This is a genomic window from Leucobacter sp. 1207-22, assembly GCF_052850455.1.
In genome coordinates this window covers 1-24,454 of the sequence record NZ_VXCR01000002.1, presented here as the reverse complement: position 1 = coordinate 24,454, position 24,454 = coordinate 1, and the positions used below count along the sequence as shown (strand labels likewise).

Below are 24,454 nucleotides of genomic sequence, written 5' to 3'. Positions count from 1 at the left end.
TCTCCCGGCTAAAACATTCCGGGAATGACCTCTTCCTCGATCTCAGAGAATGCGCTTTCCTGTTCCGACAGGTAGCGCGTCCATGCTTCGGCGTCCCAGATCTCAGCACGTGAACCAGCGCCGATAACGGCAAGTTCACGGTCGAGGCCCGCGTAATCACGAAGGCTTTGAGGGATAGTCACCCGGTGCTGCTTATCAGGCGAGTCAGGGTGAGCTCCGGACAGAAACACGCGCAGGTAATCGCGGGCCTGCTTCGACGTCACCGGCGCCTGCCTGATTCGGTCGTGCATCTCCGCAAATTCGCGCTCACTAAACACATACAGGCAGTGCTCCTGCCCGCGGGTGATGACGAGTCCGTCTGCCAGTTCTGCCCGGAATTTCGCCGGAAGAATGAGGCGTCCTTTCTCATCCAAGCGCGGCGTGAAAGTACCAAGGAACATAGTCCTCTCCCTTCCTCACCGTTGCGTTGACCCCACAGTACTCCACTTCACTCCACTAGTCACCAGTTTTTGGGAATAAGAATTGAATTATGTGAAACATCACTGAAAACACGCGAAACGCAACACTCGAAGTTAGGCCACCTCACGCATCTGCGAAGTGATCTCGACATCACAAATTTCGCGTCTTTTCGCGAACACAGCACCGCAGATCGGGCAACTAACATCATCCGTGGAGCAAAGTGGAGCGATTGTGGAGAGGTGACACAATCCGAACAAACAGGCCCCGTGTCGACACGCCGCCCTCAGCGTGGCGCATCCCGGCCTCGGCATTCGCCGAACACAACTTTTGCGACTATTCCCCTCGGCAGGCCTCATCTGCGCGCACAAAAAAGACCCGGGCAACTCTCAACGAGTTGCCCGGGTCTTTGAAGCGAAACGCGCGTCTAGCGCTCCCCCTCCATACGTTCATTCCAGCGACGCTCCATGCGGTCGCTCAACGACTCCTTTGCCGCAGCAGACTTTGGTGCAGCGCTCGACCGCGCCGAGCTTGCATCGGTCACGCCAATCTCTTTTTCACGACGAGTAAAGAACAGCACAACGCCAGCAACCATTGCAGCGAAACCAATGAGCCCAAGCCAGAGCAGCTGCGCGGCTACGCCAGCAACCATGACACCGACACCAGCAAGCGTGATGAGCGTGCCAAGCACGATCATTCGATAGCTCAGGGCAGGGCGACTAGCGCCACTTGTAGGAAGCACATCTGCTTCGCTCTGATAGAAGCGACGCTCCATCTCATCGAGCAGTCTCTGCTCGTGCTCAGAAAGGGCCATCTCCCTGTACCTCCCACATAACATGCTGACTGTTGTCAGCTCCACCAGTCTACGCCGCTGACCTACAGCTAGGCTAGTTGCCGTGGATGAAACAACGAGACTCGCAGGGCTTCTCCAGGAGCGCCTGAACGATACGGTCGCCGGCCACCGCGAGGCGCTCACCGCGCTGGGCCCGGACGCGACTCCCCTCCTCGATGAGGCACTTGGTTTCCTGACCGGCGGAAAGCGTTTCCGCGCCCTGTTTGCGGTACAAGGCTTTCGTGCGATCCGCCCCTTCTCAGTACACAAAGACATCGACGCTGAGTTCAGTGCTCTGCTCGATCTCGCATGCTCTCTCGAACTGTTCCACGCGGCAGCTCTCATTCATGATGACGTCATTGATCGCTCAGACACGCGACGCGGTCGCCCATCGACGCATCAGCAGTTTGCCGCTCAGCATCAGCTGAAGTCGTGGCGCGGATCCGCCGATCACTTCGGAATTTCTGGCGCAATTCTGCTCGGCGATCTTCTGCAGTCCTGGTCGGACGAACTCCTCGACCGCGCGTGCGTCAGCATTCAAGATGCTCCTGCTGCGCGTGCCGTGCGAGGCCACTTCAACCGCATGCGGTCTGAGGTTGCGGTTGGCCAGTTCCTTGACATCGTCGAGGAGCAGCGACCCGGATTTGCCGATCACGAAGAACAGATTGCCCGCTCCACCCGCGTCCTCGTGTTCAAGTCAGCGAAGTACAGCGTTGAAGCCCCGCTCCTCCTTGGCGCAGCACTCGCAGGCGCATCAGCCGAGCAGGAGCGTGCCCTCGCAGAATTCGGACTTCCCGTGGGTATCGCGTTCCAGCTTCGCGACGACATTCTCGGCGTGTTTGGTGATGAAGAACTCACCGGCAAGCCCAGTGGCGATGATCTCGTCGAGGGGAAGCGTACGGTACTCGTTGCGTTCGCGCGACGAGGCCTGCAGCCAACACAGCAGCGCATCTTCGACGATCTCCTCGGCACCGACCTTGATGCTGAGCAGATCGCGATGCTGCAGCGCACCATCCGCGACAGTGGAGCAGTCGACGAAGTTGAGAGCATGATTGCAGGCAATCTCGAGCGTGCTCTTGAAACCATTACGCGGGCACCCATTGATGCAGAGGCTTCGCTTCGCCTTGCGCAGCTCGCAGATAAGGCTGGCAAGCGCGCCGCATAGCCCCATCACTCGTAACTCGTCATGCGCAGTTCGAGTGCCACCTAGAGAAGAGGATGCCCCCTGTCGCTCACTAGAGCTGCAGGGGGCATCCTCTATGAGTGAGGACCACATGGCCTCACTGCATGCGAGTGTTACTCGCCTCGCTCATTCAACCGCGAGAGGAACAACGCCTCAGTGAGCACCGACTTCTCGAACGCTTCGATGTGCAGTGACTCATTCGGGCTATGCGCGCGACCATCCGGGTCTTCAACACCGGTGACAAGAATCTCTGCGTTGGGGAACTCGTCAACGAGCTCAGCGATAAACGGAATCGATCCGCCAGCCCCCATGTCGACAGGATCAACGCCCCACGCATCAGCCATTGCGCCACGCACCTCAGACACGGCCCAACCGCTCGTGTCGACAAGGAACGCCTGACCGAGACCGGCGTCCTCAAATTCGAGCTCCGCACCAAACGGGGCACGTTCCTCGAGGTGCTGACGAATCGCAGCGTATGCTTCGTCCGGGTCCTGGCCCGGTGCGACACGTGCGCTCACACGCACGCGTGTTGCGGGAATGAGCGTGTTTGATGCATTCTCAATGCTCGGTGCGTCGATACCGGTGATCGAAATCGCCGGCTGCGCCCAGATGCGAGAAAGAATCTCACCGCGACCGATGGTTGAAACACCAGGAAGCAGTGCCGACTCCTCGCGAAGACGCGCCTCGTCATACTCAGGCGATGCAATATCAGCAGAGGTGAGACCCGAAACCGCAACCGCGCCGTCTTCATCCCACAGTGTTGAGAGCAGTTTGACTGTCGCCATCATTGCGTCAGGCACGGCGCCGCCGAACATGCCAGAGTGCGATGCGTGTCCAAGCGTACGAACGCGCAGGTTGAATGCGACAGCTCCGCGCAGCGCGACAGTCAGCGCGGGAGTCTTCTCGTCCCAGTTGCCTGAGTCAGCAACGATAATTGCATCGGCGGCAAGGACGTCACGATTCTCGCGCAGGAAGGTGCCGAATGACTGCGATGCCCACTCTTCTTCGCCCTCGATGAAGAGCGCAATACCAAGATCAAGATCCCCGCCATCAGCTGCAATAGTGTCAGCCAGGGCGCGGATCGCCCCGACGTGCGACATCACACCGGCCTTGTCGTCTGCGGCTCCGCGTCCGTACAGACGTCCGTTACGCTCGGTCGGCTCAAAGGCGGGCGATTCCCATTCCTGTTCGTCGCCGGGAGGCTGAACATCATGGTGTGCGTACAGCAGAACCGTCGGACGGCCATTCTTCGCCTCACGGCGCGCGACGACGGCTGGCTGACCGAGCTCCATTTCAGTCGCGCCCTCTGGCTGAACATCGACCGGTGCGCGGCGCACATCTACCAGGTCGAAAATGCCGGTTTCGCGCAGCATTTCTGCAATCTCAGCCGAGGTGCGCTGAAGCGGTTCGTGGTCGAACGCTGGCCACGACACCGAGGGGATACGAACGAGGCGCTTGAGGTCCTCAATCGTGTCAGCAAAGTTCTCTCGAACGTACGCACGAATCGCGGCCTCGCGCGGATGCTTGTCAGCTTCAGATGCCATGAGCTGCCTTCCTTCACTCTCTGTTGCCCCGGCGGGCAACACTGTTTGCCGATTCGGCTCATGCTCCAGCCTACTCGCGGCGTTCAGGCCAGTTCACCCCAAAGTGCGTACGGGCAACGAGATCAGCGCACTCAAGACAAAACCCCCGCGCACAACACGTGCAGCGGGGGTTTCTTTACCAATCGTGTGTCAGAACGCCAAACCCTGCGTTGCGCGACGCACGCCAGCCTTGCGACCAAGTCGCAGTTCATCGATGGGGCGAGCGCCAAGCTCCTCGTTCTCAGCAAGCATCCACTCAACGGCCTCGGTCTCCGAGAATCCAGCGTCAAGCAGCACAAGCGCAGTGCCGCGCACACCGGCAACGGGTTCACCGTCGAGCACGAACTCTTCTGGAACGCTCAGTACGCCATCAACGCGCACCGCGAGGAGGTAACGCTCCTCAATCATCCGGCGCACACGGCCCGGAGTTACACCAAAAATTTCAACTAGGTCAGGAATTGCCAGATAACGCTGCTCGCTCACACATACAACTTTGCCACTCGAGACTCTTTGACGCAACGCGCGAGACCTACGGCGCGCATGCCAAAGAACGCAGGAATGTTCCATAGACTTTGACGGTGACCACCCATCCCACGGACCCGCTTATCGGGCAAACCTTCGAGGACCGCTACACGATCCTGTCCAGGATCGCGCGTGGCGGCATGGCTATGGTCTACCTCGCGGATGACATCCGCCTCCACCGCAAAGTGGCGGTCAAGGTGATGCACCAGCACCTCTCTGAGGACGAAAACTTCACAAAGCGTTTTGACCGCGAAGCGCGAAGTGCTGCACAGCTATCTCATCCAAACCTCGTCAACGTGTTTGACCAGGGGCAAGACCTCGGGCGCTCTTACCTCATCATGGAGTACCTCCCAAGCATCACGCTGCGAGATCTTCTCAAGAGCCGCAAGAGTCTGACGCTTGACGAAACGCTTGAGATTTCTGAGGCTGTGCTCGCCGGGCTCGCAGCTGCGCACGAGGCCAGCATCGTGCATCGCGATGTGAAGCCAGAGAATGTCATGCTCGTCGATGACGGTCGCATCAAGATCGGTGACTTTGGTCTTGCGCGTGAGGTCAGCGCAAACACGACAACCGGTCAGGCATTGTTGGGAACCATTGCCTACCTCTCCCCTGAGCTCGTGACCCGCGGCATCGCAGATGCGCGTAGCGATCTCTATGCCTTCGGCATCATGCTGTACGAGATGCTCGTTGGCGCGCAGCCGTTCACCGGTGAGCAGCCCATGCAGATCGCCTACCAGCATGCGCACTCGACGGTCCCCCGGCCTTCAGAGGCCTCCCCAACGTCGACACCAGCAATCGATGACTTCGTTATTTGGTTGACGCGTCGCACGCCAGAGGAACGGCCAGCTGACGCGGGCGTAGCCCTTGAAGTCCTGCGAGACCTTCGCTCTGATCCGTACCGAGTACCGGACACCCTGGTGCTTCATGAGTTCCCAGAGGCGGATCACCCAACACCAGCGACAACCGTACTCGGTTCCCTCACTGACGCGCCGATCGCAGGTGTTACGCCGGTGGACGTCGCAGCTGCGGCACCCCCGGTGAGCGCAGAGCAAACAACCCCGGTCACCACGGCCCAGCAACATGCTGAACGCCGACGTCGTCGCGGCCGCACCATTGCGCTTTCGAGCGCTGCTGCTATTCTCGTTGCAGGCGGGCTGGGCTTCTGGTTTGGTCAGGGTCCCGGCTCACAGGTCGCAATCCCCGACTTCATTGGTCAGACACCCGAGGCGGCAGAAACGCTCCTCTCCGAACGCGACCTCACTATGCAAACCGCTGAGTGTTCAAGCCTTGATATCCCAGTCGGAAAAGTCGTCAGCACAGAGCCCGCTGCCGGTGTGCGAGTTGATCGTGAGTCCTCAGTTCAGGTGTGTGTCTCCACTGGGCCTGAGCAATTGCCAATCCCTGCACTCGTGGGTCTCACAACTGCTAAGGCTGAGCAAGCCATTGCAGATGCTCGTTTTGTGTACGGCAGCGTCGTCGACACTCGATTCGATGAGGCCGCGGCCGGAACGGTCCTTGCCGCGCTCAACGAGGCGGAAGAGGTCGTCGGAGAGACTCTCCCGGAGCAGAGCACGATCAATCTCGTCGTCTCTGCTGGCCCGCTTCCGAATGTTGTTGGCATGGAGGCAGACGAGGCGATCTCCGCTTTGGAGGGCGCAGGTCTCGTGCACGACGACTCCGACGACTATGAAGCTTACGACCCAAACATGAAGGAGGGTCTCGTGCTGTCTGCCAGGATGAGCACAGACCCGGTTCGCCCAGGCGACACGTTCTCGATCACGCGCTCTTTGGGCCCCGAGCTCTTCGAGATCCCTGATGTGCGTGGCAGCAGTCTCAACGAGGCCGTTGAAGAGCTTCGCGCGGCCGGCTTCGAGGTCGACACCGGCGTCATTCCGCAGGGCATCGCTGGTGATCTTGTTGAGGTGAAAAGCACCAAGCCAAAGGCTGGCAGCAAGCACCCCGCAGGAACGAAAGTGGCGCTCAAGTACATCTAAGCGAGTACTTGAGCGCCACAACGGCTCCGGCTGGGATCAGACCGAGCGCTTCAGCTCCTCAGCGACCTGGAACGCCAGCTCGAGCGACTGATGGTGGTTCAGACGCGGATCGCACACTGATTCGTAGCGCGTAGCAAGCGCCTCTTCGTCAATGTTTTCTGCACCACCGAGGCATTCAGTGACGTCATCACCGGTGAGTTCAACGTGCACGCCGCCGGGGAATGTACCTGCCTCGCGGTGAGCCTCGAAGAAGCCAAGTACTTCGTCCATGACGTCTTCGAAGCGACGGGTCTTGTAGCCAGTCGATGAGGTGATTCCGTTGCCGTGCATCGGGTCGGTGATCCACAGCGGAGTCGACCCCTCACGCTTCACACCTTCAAGAATGCCAGGGAGTACATCGCGGATCTTGCCAGCACCCATACGCGTGATGAACGTCAAGCGACCAGGCTCACGCTCAGGATCGAGCTTGTCCATCAGACGAACAGCGTCTTCGACTGTCGCGGTCGGCCCCAGCTTCACACCGATCGGGTTGCGCACCTTCGACAGGAAGTCGACATGCGCACCATCGAGGTCTCGTGTCCGCTCACCGATCCACAGCATGTGGCCCGAGGTGCCATACAGCTCACCAGTGCGCGAGTCAATGCGCGCAAGCGGACGCTCGTAATCGAGCAGCAGCGCCTCGTGGCTGACGTAGAACTCAGTCTGCGAGAGGGCAGCGTGATCAACCTTGCACGCCTCCATGAAGCGGAGCGCACGATCGATCTCAGCAGCGAGCGACTCGTAGCGCTGGTTCGCTGGATTCGCAACGAAGCCACGGTTCCACGCATGTACCTGACGCAGGTCCGCGAATCCGCCATGGGTGAAGGCGCGGATCAGGTTCAAGGTCGAAGCAGAGACGTGGTAGCCCTGCACGAGTCGCGAGGGGTCAGCAGTACGCGACTCTTCGGTGAAGTCGTATCCATTGACCAGGTCACCGCGGTACGCCGGCAGCGTGATACCTTCACGGGTCTCTTCATTGCTTGACCGCGGCTTTGCGAACTGGCCGGCCATGCGGCCCACCTTGATCACTGGGAGCGATGCACCGTAGGTCAGCACGACGGCCATCTGCAGCAGTGTTTTCACACGGTCGCGGATCTTGTCCGCCGTTGCAGCCTCAAACGTCTCAGCGCAATCGCCGCCCTGGAGCAGGAACGCTTTGCCCTGTGCCGCCTCAGCGAGACGCTCACGCAATGCATCAACTTCGCCTGCAAATACGAGCGGTGGCTGTGTCGAAAGCTCACGCTTTGCAACGTCGAGGGCATCCAAGCTCGGCCAACTTGGCTGTTGCTTGGCTTCAAGCTTCAGATAGTGATCAAGCTCCGCGAAGATTTGCTCATCGGTAACGTTTTGCTGTCGACCAGTCACGTTCTCTGCTCTCCTTGGTGCTTAAAAACTTATCAATTCAACGTGTATCAGCTACGCCGCATGCACGTTTCCTTCAGCCTAGTGGGAGCACACGTGATTTATCGCACTGGTGCACGGTTACGTACGCTGGAGGCGTAGACGTCTTCATACTCCTGGCCACTGAGCTTTTGGATCTCGAGCATGATCTCGTCCGTCACACTTCGCAATACGAAGCGGTCTGCAGACATGCCAGCGAAACGGCTAAAGTCGAGCGGCTTGCCGATGACCGTGCCGATTCGCCGAATACGAGGCACCTTCACGCCAATCGGCATGGCCTTTTCGGTGTCAATCATGACGACCGGAACTACGGTTGCGCCCGACTCCAGTACGAGACGCGCCACACCGGTACGCCCGCGGTACAGCTTGGCGTCTGGGCTGCGAGTGCCCTCAGGGTAGATACCAAGCACGTCGCCACGCTCGAGAACAGAAAGACCAGTATTGAGCGAAGCCTCAGAAGCTTTTCCACCAGAACGGTCGATCGGCAGCTGACCGACGCCAAGCATGAAGGACTTCACGATCCAGCCTTTGAGGCCCTTGCCGGTGAAGTAATCGCTCTTCGCAAGGAAGTAGACACGTCGGTCCACCATGACGGGAAGCACGAATGAATCAATCACTGAGAGGTGATTTCCGACAAGGATGACTGGCCCGCTCGAGGGAATGTTCTCTGAGCCCTCAACCCACGGACGATAGATCGTCTTCAATAGTGGGCCGATAAGTAGGTGTTTAAAGATCCAATAGAGCACAGTCGGCGGCTTCCCTTCCTCGCTGCAACAAGGATACAAGAGACGTAGCGGAATACAGCCATACGTATAAGCTGTATCCAATCACGCGGGGCGTTTCGTCACACGACTTGGCCCGCTACGGATCGCACGACGTCCCGAAGGAGTTGCCGTGAAACAAGCCGAAACCCCCGCACTTGTTCCCTCCCACCCAGAGACGAACATTTCTGACCTCCTAGAGAAACGCGTTGCGTCAACACCCGATCGCGTGTTGTTTGCCACGCCAGACGGGGTTGGCGGCTGGGACGACATCACCGCTTCTGCTTTCCGTCGCCAAGTTATCGCGCTTGCGAAGGGATTCGTCGCGAGCGGCCTCCAGGCTGGCGACCGCGTGGCGTTTATGGCGAAGACCAGCTACGAATGGACGCTCGTTGACTTCGCCCTGCACTACGCGGGCGTTGTCATGGTCCCCATCTATGAGACGTCTTCTGCACTCCAGCTGCATTGGATTCTGCAGGACTCAGGTGCCCGTGGCCTCATGACCGAGACCGACCAGCAGGCCGCCCGTTTCCACGAGGTTGCTTCTGAGCTTCCTCACGTAGATCTCGTGTGGCGACTCGATCGCGATGCACTCGCCGAGCTCTTTACTTCTGGTCAGGACATCGCTGACGAAGAGATCGAACGCCGCCGCTCCATCGCGGTCGGAGGCGACATGGCGACGCTGATCTACACGTCTGGTTCGACTGGGCGTCCGAAGGGTTGTGTCCTCACCCACTCGAACTTTGTAGATCTCTCGAACAATGCCTCAGCTGGCTTGTCAGAGGTTGTGCAGCAGCCTGGCGCATCTACCTTGCTCTTTGTGACGCTCGCGCACGTGTTCGCACGGTTCATTTCAGTGCTTGCAGTCTCAGAAGGTGTACGTGTCGGCCACCAGGCCGACACGTCGAAGCTGCTGCCGGCGCTTGGAACCTTCCACCCCACGTTCATCCTCGCGGTGCCGCGTGTATTTGAGAAGGTGTACAACTCAGCCGAGCAGTCAACCGAAGCTGATGGCAAGGGCAAGATCTTCCGCGCGGCCGCCAAGGTCGCTGTCGCGCACTCCCAGGCGGTCGATGCAGGCAAGGTTCCGTTCATGCTCGGCGTGAAGTTCCAGCTCTTCGACAAGCTCGTGTACGCCAAGCTTCGCGAGAAGCTCGGCGGTCATGTCACGTATGCGATCTCAGGCTCTGCTCCCCTGAGCAATTACCTCGGCCATTTCTATCGAAGCCTCGGTGTCAAGATTCTTGAGGGCTATGGGCTCACCGAGACCACTGCCCCTGTCAGCGTGAACTTGCCGAACCGTTTCAAGATTGGCACGGTGGGCCCTGCACTTCCAGGACACACTATTCGCATTGCCGAGGACGGCGAGATTCTCGTCAAGGGCTTCGATGTCTTCAAGGAGTACTGGAAGAATCCAGAAGCAACTGCAAAGGCCTTCACAAGCGACGGCTTCTTCCGCACAGGCGATTTGGGTGCACTCGACGACGAGGGCTACCTCACGATCACCGGCCGCAAGAAGGAAATCATCGTGACCGCCGGCGGCAAGAACGTTGCCCCAGCTGCGCTTGAAGACCCGATCCGCAGCAACACCATTGTCGGTGAGGTTGTCGTCGTCGGCGACCAGCGGCCGTTCATTGGCGCGCTCGTCACACTCGATCCCGAAATGCTTCCGGCATGGCTCGCGAACAACGGCGAAGACGAACACATGACCCTCGCAGAGGCCGCGCGCAACCCCAAGGTTCGCGAAGAAATTCAGAACGCTGTCGACCGCGCCAACCTGTACGTGTCACGCGCAGAATCGATCCGCAAGTTCACTATCCTCCCACTGACGTTTACTGAGGAGAACGGACACATCACACCAAAGCTCAGCATCAAGCGAGACGCGATCCTCCGCGATTTTGCGGGCGAGATCGACGCGATCTACTCGCACTGAGTTTCACCCGAAAAGAGCTGAAAACGCGCTGAGGGGCGACACATGAAAAGTGTGTCGCCCCTCAGCGCGTTTTGCACTGCAGCCGCTGGCCGCAGCCCGCTTAGAACCAGCTTGAGGTGCGGATCTGACGCATTGCCTCACCCCGCGCTTCACGTTCGAGACGTGAAATATACAGCTTTCCATCAAGATGATCGCACTCGTGCTGGAGGGCCTGAGCCATGAGTCCCTCGCCTCGAATCAAGACCGGGTTGCCGTCGAGGTCGATACCTCGCACTGCGGCGCGTGGGTACCGCAACACGTCAAACCACAGATCAGGCACCGAAAGGCACCCCTCACCTGTGGGCACAGGTTCGCCCTCAAGATCACAGAGCTCAGGGTTGAGAACGTAGCTCACCTCACCGTCGATGTGCAGGCTAAACGCACGTTGGGTGTACCCAATCTGGGTTGACGCCAAGCCAGCCCTGCCGTCAAACGCAACCGTGTCACATAGGTCCTGCACCATCGCCCGTACGCCGTCATCGATTGTTTCGATCGGGGTACAGACCGTACGCAACACTGGGTCGCCAAACACGCGAATTTCGCGGATCGCCATACTGTTGAGCTCCTCACACAGGCCACGGTTGGCCCACCGTACGATGGTAGGCCATCAATTCCGCGTAGAGCGATTCCGCCTCAAATCCAGCTCGCATTCAATCGAGATCCAGTAGACTGTCACTGTGCATGTATTGAGTGTGAGTTCCCTCAAGGGCGGCGTAGGCAAGACAACGGTGACCCTTGGCCTGGCTTCTGCTGCGTTCTCGCGCGGTCTACGTACTCTGGTGGTCGACTTCGATCCCCAGTCTGACGTATCGACCGGCCTCGCAGTAAACCCCGCAGGTTTCTCCAACGTGGCTGATGTCCTCGAGAGCCCCAAGCCCGCCACCGTTCGCGCTGCCATCGCGCCAAGTGGCTGGAACGCCCTTCACGAGGGCGGCAAAGTTGACCTGCTCGTCGGTAGCCCATCGGCAATTAACTTCGACGGGCCCCACCCGTCTACCCGTGATATCTGGAAGCTTGAAGAGGCGCTTGCGTCACTCGAGTCCGAGTACGACCTCGTACTCATCGACTCCGCTCCTTCGCTGAACGCGCTGACGCGAACGGCTTGGGCAGCAAGTGACCGCGTCATCATTGTCACCGAGCCCAGCCTGTTCGCGGTTGCCGCAGCTGACCGAGCGCTTCGCGCGATTGAGGAGATCCGCCGCGGCGTGAGCCCCCGGTTGCAGCCGCTCGGCGTGCTCATCAACCGCTCGCAGCCACAGTCGCAGGAGCATCAGTTCCGCGTTCGCGAGCTTCGCGAAATGTTTGGCCCGCTCGTACTCAACCCACAGCTGCCTGAGCGCCCTGCGCTGCAGCAGGCTCAGGGTGCAGCAAAGCCAGTTCACTTGTGGCCAGGCGAAGCCGCCCAAGAAATGGCCGCAAACTTTGACCAGGTCCTCGATCGCGTGCTTCGTGCAGCAGAGATCGATGCTCCAGCGGCGCCCCAGCGCGGCAACACTGAGACGGTCGTCACAGAGAACTAAAGAACCTCACTCCCGTTTCGGGAGAACGCAGATGGCCCCCATGCTTCTTTCGGAAGCATAGGGGCCATCTGCGTTTGCATCATGCGGCCGTACAGTTACGACCCGATGCAAGAAGCTTAAGAAATCTTCAGGCGTGAATTACGACGCACTGCAAGTTCATCAACGAGGTCCGACTCGCCCTTCTCGCGATGGTCATCCATATCGACAAGCGTCGTCTCTACTTCGCGAAGCACCTTACCAACCGCGATACCGAAAACGCCCTGGCCCTGGCTCACGAGGTCGATAACCTCGTCGCTGGAGGTGCAGAGATACACACTCGCGCCGTCGCTCATCAGGGTGGTCTGCGAAAGGTCGTGAACCCCGGCTTCATGGAGTTGCTCAACTGCGGTACGAATCTGCTGCAACGAGATACCGGTATCAAGCAGTCGTTTTACGAGCTTCAATACGAGAATGTCGCGGAACCCATACAGTCGCTGCGAACCAGAACCCTTCGCGCTACGAACGGTCGGCTCAACGAGCCCCGTACGCGCCCAGTAGTCAAGCTGACGATAGGTAATGCCCGCGGCGCGAGCCGCCACAGCACCCTTGAAGCCACCATCAGTGTTTGGCTTCGGGAGGCCGTCATCAAACAGGAGATCAGCACCCAGCGAAGTGAAGTGCATACCTTCGTGCGAAGGCTCCGAATGCTCCATGACGTTCCTTTCGGGTGGGGTGGACACAGTCAAAGGTATCCCTGCTTTTCCCCACACGCAACGACCGCCACGCGGCAATATTTTCCACCCCTGATTCAGATGGATTTCACCCGCGATTTCCCGCGAATTTCCGAGCTGTTACGCGCCATTCAATGCGCGATGCAACACGCCCGAGCGAACAGCTTCAAGGTCTTCAGCAAGCGCCAGTGCGGCTTCACGGCGTGCGTGTTCCCCGGCATGTGCCAGGCGGGCTTCGACCCCACGCTCAAGGAGTTCAGCGTCGCGCTCTGCAGCAACCCGCACCGCACGCAGATGACGCGGCCCAAGCCCCTGCTCTGCGAGTCGTACCAGTGCAGCCAGCTGGGCAATGCACTCAAACGGGAACACCTCTGCGGCCGGCAGGAGTCCCGCTGCAATCACCTGCCCCAAGAAGCGCATGTCGGTGCCAGCCTTACGGCAGAGCTCTTCTCCGCTGAGCACCTTGCTCGGCGCGAGCATGCTCGAGACGCTGCGTTCTGCAGCGCCGGGAATGATGGGGTCTCCCCCAGCATCAAGCTCTTCAAGCATCTCTGCGATGACCTTGAGTGGCAGGTAATGATCCCGCTGCAATGTCAGTACCAGGCGAACGCGCTCGATGTGCTCTTGGGAAAACTTGCGATAACCCGATTTGGTCCGTTCAGGCGCAATCAGACCTTGCTCTTCCAGGAAGCGCAACTTCGACGGCGTGAGATCCGCAAAGCTCTCTGAAAGAACCGAAAGCACCTGCCCAATACTGAGCAGGCGCTCCGGCTGCTCGCGGGCAACCGCGACGGACACGCTAGATCAGATCCGAAAGGTCAAATCGCGACGCGAAGAACGTGAACCGGTACTTACCGACCTGCACCTCGTCACCGTCAGCAAGCTCGCGCGAGCCTACGATGCGAGTTCCGTCGCAATAGGTGCCGTTCAAAGACCCCAGGTCTGCAACCGAGAACGTCGTGCCCTCACGCGTGAACTCAGCGTGACGACGCGAAACCGTGACGTCATCAAGGAAGATGTCAACTGCGGGATGACGACCAGCAACTGTGCTTGCCTGGTCGAGGAGGAATCGAGCGCCCTGGTCAGGTCCGCGACGAACGACGAGCAAGGCCGCTCCAGAAGGAAGCGCCTCAACTGCTTCGCGCTCATCAACCGTCAGATCAGTCGCGCGTGCCCGAATCATCGCACCAAGATCATCTCGGAATTGCTGCGTTGCACGCACCTCAGTGTCGTCTGCTGCGCGCTGGCGATTTTCGCTGCTCATGGCTTCACCATTCCGATCTCGTCGCTCGAACTCGCACCGCGGGACTCCGTCGATGCGTTGCACTCTCTACGCTATCGCAGGCAAGCCTGCGGGCGCATCCCACAACACCATTTATCACAGAGATATTACGGTTTCGAGTTCGATGCCCGTTCGTGAGCTTCAAGAAAGGCAAAGACTTCGTGATTGTCGACACCTGGGAACGCTCCGGTCGGGAGCGCGGCGAGCAGGCTCGTTGGCGTTGCCGCCTCCGGCCAAGCAAGCTCCTGCCACTTCTCGGTAAGTTCAGGAGATGCCCGCCGGCAGCACGTGTCATCCGGGCAGTGTGAGGCCGTGCGATGCGGGGTGTCCCGTCCACGGAACCACTTCACATCTTCAAACCTGACGCCAGCGCTCACCGAGTACAACCCTTCCTTCGCCTTCTCCACGCGTGAGGTACACCAGTAGGTGCCACCGCTCGCCATATCTGTGTACTGATACCAAGGGTTGAACCGGTCAGGTTGGGCAAAAATGGTACGAGCAGTCCAGTTTCGGCAGATCATGGCGCCCTCAAGGTTGCCGAGCGCGTCGGAGGGGAACCGCACGCCGTCATTTTCATATGCTTTGATGAGCGTCCCTGACTCGTGCACCTTGGTGAAGTGCACCTCAAGATTCAGATGCGTCGTCGCAAGATTCGTAAATCGATGGGCGGCCATCTCGTATGACACCGCGTACGCGTCACGGAGATCCTCCATTGAAATATCGCGCGCCGCCTTTGCGTCCTGCAAGGTACGGACTGCAGATTGTTCCGGCAAGAGCACTGCACCCGCGAGATAGTTCGACTCGACTCGCTGCCGCAGAAACTCTCCGTAGTTCTTAGGCTCTTCGTGTCCGCACACGATTCCTGCAAGCGCACGCAGAATCGGCGCGCGCGCGTCACGTGACGGCTGTGTGCTGCTGAGATACACCCGGCCGTTTCGACGATCAATGACCGAACGAGTTGAGTGAGGCATGCCGGTCACATAGTGCAAGCTGAAGCCGAGCTGCTCGGCAATGTCAGAGACGGTTCGCTGCGATACAGGACCTTCCGTGTACCCCACTCGCTCCAGCAGTTCGTGCGCGGCACGTTCTAAAGCTGGATAGTAATTGTTCAGGGAACGCATCTCTGAGCGGAGCTCGGTGTTTGCTCTGCGCGCCTCCTCCGGTGTTGCAGCTCGCTCACGGTGCACTCGTTCGACTTCCTGGTGCAGACCAAGGATGGCTTGAAGCACCTCATCACTCGCAGTCTTTGAGACGCGGATCGGCTGCAAGCCCAGAGCTTGAAACACGGGCCCACGCTGAGCACGCTCGACAGCGATCTCAAGCGCAGCCCGTGCGCTCGGCGCCTCATCGCTCAGGAGCTCGTCGAGCGTCGAGTTGAGCGCCACGGCAAGGGCACGAAGGAGCGGCAGGTTCGGCTCACGCTTCCCGTTCTCAATAGATGAAAGTTGCGATGGCGCCCGGTCAACCAGCTTGGCAAGGTGCTCAAGGGTCATGCCCATCTGCATGCGGCGCTCCCTTATGCGGCGGCCAAGGACCAGTGCGTCACTTGCCTCAGCGACCGGTACTTCTGTGTTGGCTGACGACATTGTCGAATCCTTTCTCACGTGCTTCTTCTCATCGTCGCAGCAACGCGAAACTTTGCGCAAGTAGAAAAAATGCACTTCTTCACCCCGCACTGCATGCACTATGTCGCGATTTCCCCAGCAGGATGGGACTCACACCCAGAAATTCATCTCAGTTTCGATGGCCAGCGGAGGAGCCCATCATGACACTCGACATCGCTTGGGCACCCAAGTCAACGACGCAGCCAATCAACGCATAGAACGGAAAGATCATGACCACCATGCAGGCGGCAGCGCCGCAGCGCACCGCCACCCACGGCCCTCGTATCGAAGTACTCGGGCGCCCACAGCCAAGATTCGATGAGATCCTCACGCCGGAGGCGCTCGCGTTCGTCACGGCCCTCCACGAAAAGTTCGCTACGACTCGTCACGAACGCCTTGCCGACCGTCAACGCCGCCGGTACGAAATTGGCAATGGCAGGGACCCGAAGTTTCGTGCAGACACCCAGCTCATTCGTGAGGATCCGAGCTGGCAGGTCGCAGGAGCGGGTCCAGGGCTTGAGGACCGTCGCGTCGAGATCACAGGACCGACTGATCCCAAGATGACCATCAATGCGATGAATTCAGGCGCGAAGGTCTGGCTCGCGGATCAAGAAGACGCCACGAGCCCAACCTGGCACAACGTCATCGGCGGTCAGCTTTCGCTCTACGACGTCATCCGTGAGCAGCTGGAATACACCAGCCCAGAAGGCAAGCAGTATCGTGTCACGGCTGAACGCACTCCGACCATCGTGATGCGCCCCCGGGGCTGGCATCTGGTGGAGAAGCACATGCGCTTCGTCGACGCACAGGGGCAGGCCGGCGCTGCATCGGGCAGCCTCGTCGACTTCGGACTGTACGCATTCCATAATGCGCGCGAGCTTGTCGCCCGCGGCCGCGGCCCATACTTTTACATCGCCAAGCTCGAGTCAAGCGAAGAAGCGAAGCTCTGGGACGACATTTTCACCTACACCGAGCAAGAACTTGGTCTCCCGCATGGCACGATCCGCGCCACCGTGCTCATCGAAACCCTGCCAGCCGCGTTTGAGATGGAGGAAATTCTCTATGTCATGCGTGATCACATCGCTGGGCTGAACGCTGGCCGCTGGGACTACATTTTCTCGATCATCAAGAACTACCGTGGCCGTGGCGCACGATTCGTCCTCCCCGATCGCAGCGAAGTCACGATGACCGTTCCCTTCATGCGGGCATACACCGAGCTGCTCGTAAAGACATGCCACAAGCGTGGCGCCCACGCAATTGGTGGCATGAGCGCGTTCATCCCGAACCGCCGTGACCCCGAGGTGACAGCGCGTGCGGAAGAAAAGGTCACCGCAGATAAGCGGCGCGAAGCTACTGACGGCTTCGATGGCACCTGGGTGGCTCACCCTGACCTCATCGCAGTTGCGCAGGCAGAGTTCGACAACGTGCTCGGCGACCGCCCCAACCAGGTCGATCGCCAACGCGATGATGTGACGGTCACCGCCGCTCAGCTTCTTGACGTTCACATCGGACGCGAGGTCACTGAGGGTGGCGTACGTGAGAATGTTTCGATTGGCCTTCGGTATATCGAAGCCTGGCTGCGGGGACTTGGCGCCGTCGCCATTGACAACCTCATGGAGGATGCCGCTACCGCGGAGATTAGCCGGTCACAGATTTGGCAGTGGATCCATCAGGACCACAGCACGGCAGAAGGCACACGCATTACTCGTGCGTGGGTGCAACAGATTCTCGACGAGACCCTCGCAGAATTTGAACGGTTCGAAGGTGACCGCTACAACGATGCCGCGGAACTCTTTGCTGAGGTGGCACTTGGCGATGATTTCCCGACGTTCCTCACGCTTCCTGCTTACAGCAGGTATCTGGTAGACGCGTAACCATACGCGTCACGGCAAACGCCGAGGCAGAACCGGTGCTGGTTATGCCTCGGCGTTTGCTCGTTCAATTGCTGGTTCGAGCTCGTCAAGCACCAGGCTTTCCTCATCGAGCTCACCGGTTCGGTAGGCGGCGCGGCCGACCATGTGGGCAGCGACAGGTGCCGTCAGCGACTGGAAGACAAAGACTGGAATCAGTGCGAACAAGGTCATGAATGACTGCTGCTCAAGGGCAATCGCGAGAATCACGAGCAACAGACCGAAGATCTGTGGCTTGGTTGCAGCGTGGAGACGACTCAGCACATCTGGGAATCGCAAGAGACCGATGCCTGCTGCTACGGAAAGCAACGCCGCAACCAAGAGGCAGCACAACGAAATGACGTGGAGAATATCTTCAATCATGAGCGCCTACTCCTTCGGTTACTGACGAATCGCCAGCGGTGCCATTTGGGGTCTCAAGTTCAGCCTTGCGCCGCACAAACTTCGCAACCACGATCGTTGCAAACGTCGCAGTTGCCGCAATCACGATCATGAGCGGAATCGTGTGAGTGTGTCCGCGCACCACCATATCGACGCCAAGCGCCAGCATCACTGTCGTGAGCAATACGTCCGAGGCAACCATGCGGTCAAGAATCGAAGGACCGCGAACGATCCTCACAATCGCGGCGATGGCAGTCACAGACAAGCCAGCGCTCACCGCAATCAACATGATTGTCGTGAATGTGGTCATCGAACCTTCCCCATCTCTTCCTTCGAACCCGCAGCCATAATGAGTAGCCGCTCGATCCGCGCAACTTCTGCTCGCATCGCCGCAACTTCCACACCGGTGGGAGTATCAATCGCATGGAGATACAGGGTCGAGCGGTACCGATCAACCTCGACTACGAGCGATCCTGGAATCAGTGAGATCGTGAGACCGACCATCGTCAAAATGAAGTCAGACCTGGTGCGCAGTGGCACCTCGATGATCGAAGTCTTCGGTGCTGGCCCTGGCTTCACAGCGAGCCAAGCGACATTCCATGACGCGACGCCAAGCTGCAATAGGAAGTGCCCAAGGTACCGTGCCGCCCACCACACGTTGAAACGGCCGGCGAGGTCAACAGGCGGAAGATAGAAGACTCGCATCGCCACGAACGCGACAATGAGGCCGCTTACTGCCGACAATAGCGAGACCTCACGCCAAAGCATCATCCAGAGGATCACGAGGCCAATGATGAGCGGAATCTCGTGCAGACGGATCCGCCACTCAATTCGACGCACATTTCGCTCTGCAGAGCGCTTCGCAGAGGTCACTTGGCACCTCCATCGTCCATCGATGTCGTCTCGCCTGAGCCGCCCGGCAACACTGGTTCACCATCGAGGACCTGCTGCACGACAGCCTTCGGCGCCATCAGTTCGTCGCCGCCACGCTCCGCGTACGTCATGAGCGGGCCTGCGAACACCGTGAGCAAGATACTCACGACGACCATGCCAGCAGTCGCGCCCGTCATGAGCTTGGGAATGTCCTTTTCCTCCTGCGCAGGCTGAGCATCGGGTGCGTCCTGCAGCTGCTCGAACATCTGCTCCTCACGACGACGCAGAATCATTGCTTCTGTCGAGGGCTGCTTCGCGCTGCCGCGATCCGCGTCCTTGCGCGCCTTTGGCCGCCAGAATGCCAGCACCCAGGTTCGAGCAAGTGCATAGAGCGTCAGGAGTGACACCAAGGTTCCAATGCCGATGAGCCAGTATGCGCCGACCGATCCGGACTGCGCACCCGCCGTGAAAAGACCGATCTTTCCGATGAAGCCAGAGAACGGTGGGATGCCACCAAGATTCAACATCGGGATAAAGAAGAGCACGCCAATCACGGGCGCGGATCGCAGCACTCCACCAAGCCCCGACAGCGAAGTGGTGCCGCCGTGACGTTCGAGCAACCCGACCGCAAGGAAGAGGGTCGTCTGCACAATAATGTGGTGAACCATGTAGTAGATCGTCGCCCCGAAACCGAGGCTTGTTGCCATGCTGATACCGAAGATGAGGTAACCAATGTGGCTAATCAGCGTGAACGACAGCAGTCGCTTCACATCGAGCTGCGAGATCGCGCCGAGAATACCGACGAGTAGCGTCAGCCCAGCAACCACCATCAGGAGGCGATCAATACTCGACTCCGGGAAGAGCTGGGTCTGCGTACGCAGGATCGCGTATACGCCGACCTTGGTGAGCAGACCAGCGAAAACTGCCGTCACCGGCGCGGGGGCTGTGGGGTACGAATCCGGCAGCCAGAAGGCAAGCGGGAACACAGCGGCCTTGATACCAAACGCAATGAGAAGCAGCAGGTTCAGCACCAGCTGCACGTCATCCGGAAGTTCAGCGATTCGCACGGTGAGCTGCGCCATATTTACTGTGCCGGTCGCGCCATAGATCACGCCGATCGCTGCAAGGAACAACGTCGAAGAAACCAGCGAGACCACCACGTAGGTCACACCTGCGCGGATCCGCTGCGCAGTGCCGCCGAGAGTAATCAGCACGTAGCTGGCAACGAGCAGAATCTCGAAACCAACAAAGAGGTTAAAGAGGTCGCCCGCGATGAACGCGTTAAATACGCCCGCGCCAAGCACCATGTACGTCGGATAGTAAATTGACACCGGCGTCTCGTCATCGCCATCAGCAAAACCCTGACCAATGGAGAACAAGAAGACCGCAAGCAAGACGACCGCAGACACCGCGATCATAATCGCCGAGACGCTGTCAATTACCAGCGAAATGCCAAATGGTGCGGCCCAGCCGCCCACCTGCATGATGAGCGTGCCGTTCTCATGCACGAGGAACATGAATGCGACGCCGATCACCAGCACCGCCGTCAGCACCAGCAGGGTAATGCCCTGCTGAATGCGGCGACGCCCGGGCAGCGCAAGCGCAAGCGCGGCTCCAGCAAGCGGGATCAGCACGACGAGGGGAACTAGCTGAATCATACGTTGCGCTCCCCTGTTACGAACCGATCGCGGCCATCAGAATCTTCTGGCGTCTCGTCCTCGAATTCGGGAGCATCCTCCAGGTCTTCGTCAGTGAGTTCCTCAGTCGTGAGCATCTCCGCACCAGCAAGGCCGAGATCATCTTCGTCGTCCTCGAGGCGGTCATGCGCGCCCTGAGCAAGACGCCATGAGCGATAAATCAATGCGAGCAAGAATGCGCTGACGCCAAAGGTAATCACGATCGCGGTCAGGATGAATGCCTGTGGGAGCGGATCACTCATCTCCTCTGCCGGGGTGCCATCAGCAATCGGTGCCTCGCCGAACGAGCCAGACATCAGGAAGATCAAGAGGTTCGTTGCATTACCGACCATGAGGAAGCCGAGCAGCAGCCGGGTGAGCGCACGGTCTAGCATGAGGTAGATGCCGCAGGCATACAGCACCACCATCACGAGTACCAGGATGAGGGGCATAGTCATCGTGTCTTCACCTCCGCTTCAGTTGTCAGTGCCGTTGGAATTTCCTGGGTCCGAGAGTCATCGTCAGATAAGTCTTGGCCAGAGTCGAAACCGAAGGCCTCGTCTTCTTCTTCATGCTCATCGATTTCAGCGCCAAGGCTGCGAATCACATCGAGCACCAAGCCAAAGACGACCAGGTACACGCCAACGTCAAACAGCGTCGATGTGACGAACGGAAGCGTGCCGAACGGTCCAAGGTCGACGTCAACCCAGGCCGAGGCAAGCGCCGCCTGGCCGAAGAACATCGGCAGAATCGCCATTGTCACCGCGAGTGCGAGTCCCGTGCCGAGAATGCGACCGGCATCAAGCGGAACCGTCGCACGGAGCTCAAAGCGACCACCAGCAAGGTACCGCGCGACCAGCGCAAGTCCCGCGACCAGACCACCAGCGAAGCCACCGCCTGGGAGGTTGTGGCCAGCGAGCAACAGGTAGATCGACAGAATAATGAGCGCGTGGAAGATCAGGCGTACGACGACCTCAAGAATGATTGAACGACGGTCTGGATCGAGCATGCGACCAGAAAGCAGCCAGCTCAGACGACGCTCAGGATCCTTCGGGTCGATCACACGCATCATGTGGTCCTGCATCGCGCTGCGGGCCTCGCGACGGCTCAACTTGGGCTTCGTATCAACACGTGTGCTCAAGAACACCAGTGATGCGACGCCAGTAGCAGCAGCCAGCACCACCGAGAGCTCTCCGAGCGTATCCCAGCCACGAATATCGACAAGCATGACGTTGACGACGTTGTGGCCGTGCCCGCCGTACACAGCTAGGTCTGGAAGCTGCAGCGAGATTGGATCGGCGACACGCGAACCAAGCGCAATGAGCGCAACCGCGCCGAGCACGAGGCCAACGCCAATACCGATGCCAGCGCGTGCCCAACGGACCTTCACCGAGGCGCGATTGCCGAAGCGAGGAGCAAGCCGTCGAATCACCAACACAAACGCAATGAGCGTGACGGTCTCAACGAGCAGCTGTGTGAGCGCGAGGTCGGGTGCGCCATGCAGCGCAAAGATCACTGCCATGCCGTAGCCGGTAACGCCCACGAGTAGTGCCGCTTTGAATCGGGTGCGTGCACGAAGCGAGTAGACCGCGGCGAGAATCACGATGATAGCGATCGGCACTTGCACAGGTGAGGACACGAACTGCCACTCATCTGGCCACGGTCGAAGCGCGAGCACTGTGCCGCCGACCCCGAAAATCAGCACCAGAAGAATGACGGCAAGGTAGAACGGTAGTGAACCGCGCTGCGTGATAGAGGTCATGCGCACCGCGAACGCATCGAGCCAGTGGGTGATCAGCCAGTAGAAGTGCGATGCAGACCAGCGCTCAGAAGCCGGTGGCAACTTCGACTGCAGCTTCCGAGCGGGGAAGAAGAGCAGCGAGCCAAGAATCATTACTGCGACTGAGATCCAAAGCGCTGGCGTCAAGCCGTGCCAGAGACTCAGATGTTCGGCAGCCTCGCTGACGCCAGGGATGTCAGGCGAGGCAAGCTGGAACACGGGATCGAGCACGGGTGCGATGATCCCGAACAGCAGCGCGAACACGACGAACACCGTAGGCGCCACAAAGAACATCGGCTTTGGCTTGTGCGTGACCGGAGTCGGGGCGCAGCCCGGCTTCGTCATGAATGCACCCCAGAAGAAGCGAACCATGTATGCAACCGTCAGCAGGCTGCCAAGGAATGCAACTACGAGTGCAACCATCGCCACCGGCTGACGGTCTGCTGCAGCGATGAGCTCGGTAAACACTGACTCTTTCGCAACGAAGCCGAAGAACACCGGGAACCCAGCCATCGAAGCAGCTGCGGCGGCGCTCACTACCGCGAGCAGCGGGAAGCGCTTCGACATCCCAGAAAGCCTACGCAAATCACGAACGCCGGTCGCATAGTCAATGATGCCAACGGAAAGGAAGAGCGGTGCCTTTGCAGCGGCATGCGCGAACAACATGACGAGCGCAGCAAAGGTTGTGACGGGATCTCCAACACCAACGACCATAACCAACAGGCCGAGCTGGCTGACCGTACCGTGCGCGACGATGAGCTTGATGTCGTTTTGACGAAGCGCACGGATGCCACCGTTCAGCATCGTGATGGCGCCAAGAACGACGAGAGTCCAGCGAAGGCCTGGAACATCGCTAAAGCCAGGACTGAGGCGAATGAGTAGGTAGACACCGGCCTTCACCATCGCCGCAGCGTGCAAATACGCGCTCACAGGAGTTGGCGCTGCCATTGCGGAGGGAAGCCAGAAGTGCGTCGGGAAAATAGCCGACTTCGTCAGGGCTCCAACGACCACGAGGTAAATAGCAACCGTTGCGAGCATGCCAGAAGGCGGATCAGCAACAAGTTCGCTCAGGAGAGATGTGCCGGACGCATTCACGAGCAGCACAAAGCCGACGAGCATAGCAAGCCCGCCAAAGGTCGTCACCATCAATGCCTGTAGGGCAGCAACGTTTGCCGTACGAAGACGGAAGACATGACCAATGAGCAGAAACGAGAAGACGGTCGTGCCCTCCCAGAAGATGAAGAGCAAGTACAGATTATCTGCGAGAACAAGGCCAAGCATCGACGTCGCAAAGCCCATAAACACCGCAGCGAATCTCGGCTGACCAAGATCGGTGTCGTCGAAGTACGAGGCGCAATAGAAAAGCACCAACGCGCCAGCACCACTTACCAGCAGGGAGAAGAGCCAGCCAAGGGTGTCAAGCCTGAGAACGATGTCGAGACCGAGTTGTGGGACCCAGGGAATGGATTCGACGAACGCCTCGCCACCAAGGACGGCTGGGCCGAACGACGCGAGCACAACAAAGACCGCCGCCATAATTGCGGCAAGCACGTAAAACGCTCTGCAACGAATGCGAGAAGCCAATAGGTGAGTGACGGTAGATACGAGGGCCAGCCCCAAGAGTATGAACGTCATAACACCCATAGGCGTAGCTCCCCTACTGCCGTCCTCCGGCGTAAATCACATCACTCGTACCAGTCTAGCGAACACCGGCCTGACAGGTGTCCATGTTGCGGCAAGCGACGCTCGCTAAGCGCAGTAACGGGCCGCTCCCCTGGCTCCGGGGGTGCCTGCAGCACTCAGGCTTTTCCTGTTCCTGTGTTTGGGTACAAAAAAGGGGCCCCACCAACGGAACCCCTAACACCCACACACAGTGAGCAAACACACAAACCCACACCACCCAAACGCGGGCACAAACAAAAAAGAGAAGGGACCCGCCAGCCGCACACACACACTGTGCAAACCAACGAATCCC

General features: G+C 59.2%; 22 protein-coding genes. 5 read left to right on the top strand and 17 right to left on the bottom strand.

All coding sequences use genetic code 11. The features are described 5' to 3' along the window. Positions 1-8: 8 nt before the first annotated feature. Both mraZ and FW756_RS03265 read right to left on the bottom strand, forming a co-directional pair. Positions 9-440, bottom strand: a complete 432-nt coding sequence (mraZ, locus tag FW756_RS03270) for a division/cell wall cluster transcriptional repressor MraZ (protein ID WP_446428762.1) — start codon at positions 438-440, stop codon at positions 9-11. Positions 441-883: 443 nt separating this feature from the next. Then, the gene (locus tag FW756_RS03265; protein WP_446428761.1) at positions 884-1,270 is read right to left on the bottom strand and encodes a DUF3040 domain-containing protein; all 387 of its coding nucleotides are present in this window, start codon (positions 1,268-1,270) and stop codon (positions 884-886) included. Between the two features lie 82 nt (positions 1,271-1,352). Between FW756_RS03265 and FW756_RS03260 the strand changes: the two genes are divergently transcribed. Next, positions 1,353-2,453 (top strand): polyprenyl synthetase family protein, encoded by a 1,101-nt coding sequence (locus FW756_RS03260; protein WP_446428760.1) that lies wholly within the window; start codon positions 1,353-1,355, stop codon positions 2,451-2,453. Positions 2,454-2,584: 131 nt separating this feature from the next. Here FW756_RS03260 and FW756_RS03255 read toward each other — a convergent pair whose 3' ends face one another. Together FW756_RS03255 and FW756_RS03250 are read right to left on the bottom strand one after the other, a co-directional pair. After that, a complete protein-coding gene (locus FW756_RS03255) occupies positions 2,585-4,015 on the bottom strand; it encodes a M20/M25/M40 family metallo-hydrolase (RefSeq protein WP_446428759.1) in 1,431 nt (476 codons plus the stop codon). 189 nt (positions 4,016-4,204) lie between these two features. Continuing rightward, complete coding sequence (locus FW756_RS03250) at positions 4,205-4,537, bottom strand: Rv2175c family DNA-binding protein (RefSeq protein WP_446428758.1); 333 nt, start codon at positions 4,535-4,537, stop codon at positions 4,205-4,207. Between the two features lie 95 nt (positions 4,538-4,632). On the opposite strand from FW756_RS03250, the gene pknB reads away from it, so the two are divergent. Then, positions 4,633-6,570, top strand: a complete 1,938-nt coding sequence (gene pknB / locus FW756_RS03245; RefSeq protein ID WP_446428757.1) for a Stk1 family PASTA domain-containing Ser/Thr kinase — start codon at positions 4,633-4,635, stop codon at positions 6,568-6,570. A 36-nt stretch (positions 6,571-6,606) separates the two neighbouring features. Here pknB and FW756_RS03240 read toward each other — a convergent pair whose 3' ends face one another. Then, positions 6,607-7,938: a class II 3-deoxy-7-phosphoheptulonate synthase gene (locus FW756_RS03240; protein WP_446429198.1), complete on the bottom strand. Its 1,332-nt coding sequence runs from the start codon at positions 7,936-7,938 to the stop codon at positions 6,607-6,609. Between the two features lie 134 nt (positions 7,939-8,072). Next, positions 8,073-8,756, bottom strand: coding sequence for a lysophospholipid acyltransferase family protein (locus FW756_RS03235; RefSeq protein WP_446428756.1), 684 nt, complete (start codon positions 8,754-8,756; stop codon positions 8,073-8,075). A 148-nt stretch (positions 8,757-8,904) separates the two neighbouring features. Between FW756_RS03235 and FW756_RS03230 the strand changes: the two genes are divergently transcribed. Beyond that, a complete protein-coding gene (locus FW756_RS03230; protein ID WP_446428755.1) occupies positions 8,905-10,704 on the top strand; it encodes an AMP-dependent synthetase/ligase in 1,800 nt (599 codons plus the stop codon). Between the two features lie 100 nt (positions 10,705-10,804). On the opposite strand, the gene def is transcribed toward FW756_RS03230, so the two are convergent. Further along, entirely contained in the window at positions 10,805-11,296 is a 492-nt protein-coding gene (def, locus tag FW756_RS03225; protein ID WP_446428754.1) for a peptide deformylase, read from the bottom strand. Positions 11,297-11,420: 124 nt separating this feature from the next. Between def and FW756_RS03220 the strand changes: the two genes are divergently transcribed. Beyond that, on the top strand, positions 11,421-12,263 hold the full coding sequence (locus tag FW756_RS03220; RefSeq protein WP_446428753.1) for a ParA family protein: 843 nt from the start codon (positions 11,421-11,423) through the stop codon (positions 12,261-12,263). Between the two features lie 116 nt (positions 12,264-12,379). On the opposite strand, the gene FW756_RS03215 is transcribed toward FW756_RS03220, so the two are convergent. The 4 genes from FW756_RS03215 to FW756_RS03200 form a co-directional block, all read right to left on the bottom strand. Next, complete coding sequence (locus FW756_RS03215) at positions 12,380-12,955, bottom strand: MerR family transcriptional regulator (protein WP_446428752.1); 576 nt, start codon at positions 12,953-12,955, stop codon at positions 12,380-12,382. 138 nt (positions 12,956-13,093) lie between these two features. Next, positions 13,094-13,771: a transcriptional regulator FtsR gene (ftsR, locus tag FW756_RS03210; protein ID WP_446428751.1), complete on the bottom strand. Its 678-nt coding sequence runs from the start codon at positions 13,769-13,771 to the stop codon at positions 13,094-13,096. 1 nt (position 13,772) lies between these two features. Beyond that, positions 13,773-14,237 (bottom strand): FHA domain-containing protein, encoded by a 465-nt coding sequence (locus FW756_RS03205; RefSeq protein ID WP_446428750.1) that lies wholly within the window; start codon positions 14,235-14,237, stop codon positions 13,773-13,775. 125 nt (positions 14,238-14,362) lie between these two features. Beyond that, positions 14,363-15,841, bottom strand: a complete 1,479-nt coding sequence (locus FW756_RS03200; RefSeq protein WP_446428749.1) for a helix-turn-helix domain-containing protein — start codon at positions 15,839-15,841, stop codon at positions 14,363-14,365. Between the two features lie 248 nt (positions 15,842-16,089). Between FW756_RS03200 and aceB the strand changes: the two genes are divergently transcribed. Beyond that, on the top strand, positions 16,090-17,733 hold the full coding sequence (gene aceB / locus FW756_RS03195) for a malate synthase A (RefSeq protein ID WP_446428748.1): 1,644 nt from the start codon (positions 16,090-16,092) through the stop codon (positions 17,731-17,733). A gap of 42 nt (positions 17,734-17,775) precedes the next feature. Here the strand turns inward: aceB and mnhG are convergent, their stop codons facing one another. From mnhG to FW756_RS03165, 6 genes are read right to left on the bottom strand one after another with little or no spacing between them, the layout of a single operon-like run. After that, positions 17,776-18,132 (bottom strand): monovalent cation/H(+) antiporter subunit G, encoded by a 357-nt coding sequence (gene mnhG, locus FW756_RS03190; RefSeq protein ID WP_446428747.1) that lies wholly within the window; start codon positions 18,130-18,132, stop codon positions 17,776-17,778. Next, complete coding sequence (locus tag FW756_RS03185) at positions 18,125-18,460, bottom strand: monovalent cation/H+ antiporter complex subunit F (RefSeq protein WP_446428746.1); 336 nt, start codon at positions 18,458-18,460, stop codon at positions 18,125-18,127. The genes mnhG and FW756_RS03185 overlap by 8 nt, the downstream gene beginning before the upstream one ends. Then, the gene (locus tag FW756_RS03180; RefSeq protein ID WP_446428745.1) at positions 18,457-19,023 is read right to left on the bottom strand and encodes a Na+/H+ antiporter subunit E; all 567 of its coding nucleotides are present in this window, start codon (positions 19,021-19,023) and stop codon (positions 18,457-18,459) included. The genes FW756_RS03185 and FW756_RS03180 overlap by 4 nt, the downstream gene beginning before the upstream one ends. Further along, entirely contained in the window at positions 19,020-20,681 is a 1,662-nt protein-coding gene (locus FW756_RS03175) for a Na+/H+ antiporter subunit D (protein ID WP_446428744.1), read from the bottom strand. The genes FW756_RS03180 and FW756_RS03175 overlap by 4 nt, the downstream gene beginning before the upstream one ends. Continuing rightward, positions 20,678-21,157, bottom strand: coding sequence for a Na(+)/H(+) antiporter subunit C (locus FW756_RS03170; protein ID WP_446428743.1), 480 nt, complete (start codon positions 21,155-21,157; stop codon positions 20,678-20,680). Before FW756_RS03170 ends, FW756_RS03175 begins: the two co-directional genes overlap by 4 nt. Further along, the gene (locus tag FW756_RS03165) at positions 21,154-24,114 is read right to left on the bottom strand and encodes a Na+/H+ antiporter subunit A (protein ID WP_446429197.1); all 2,961 of its coding nucleotides are present in this window, start codon (positions 24,112-24,114) and stop codon (positions 21,154-21,156) included. Before FW756_RS03165 ends, FW756_RS03170 begins: the two co-directional genes overlap by 4 nt. Between the last annotated feature and the right edge of the window lie 340 nt (positions 24,115-24,454).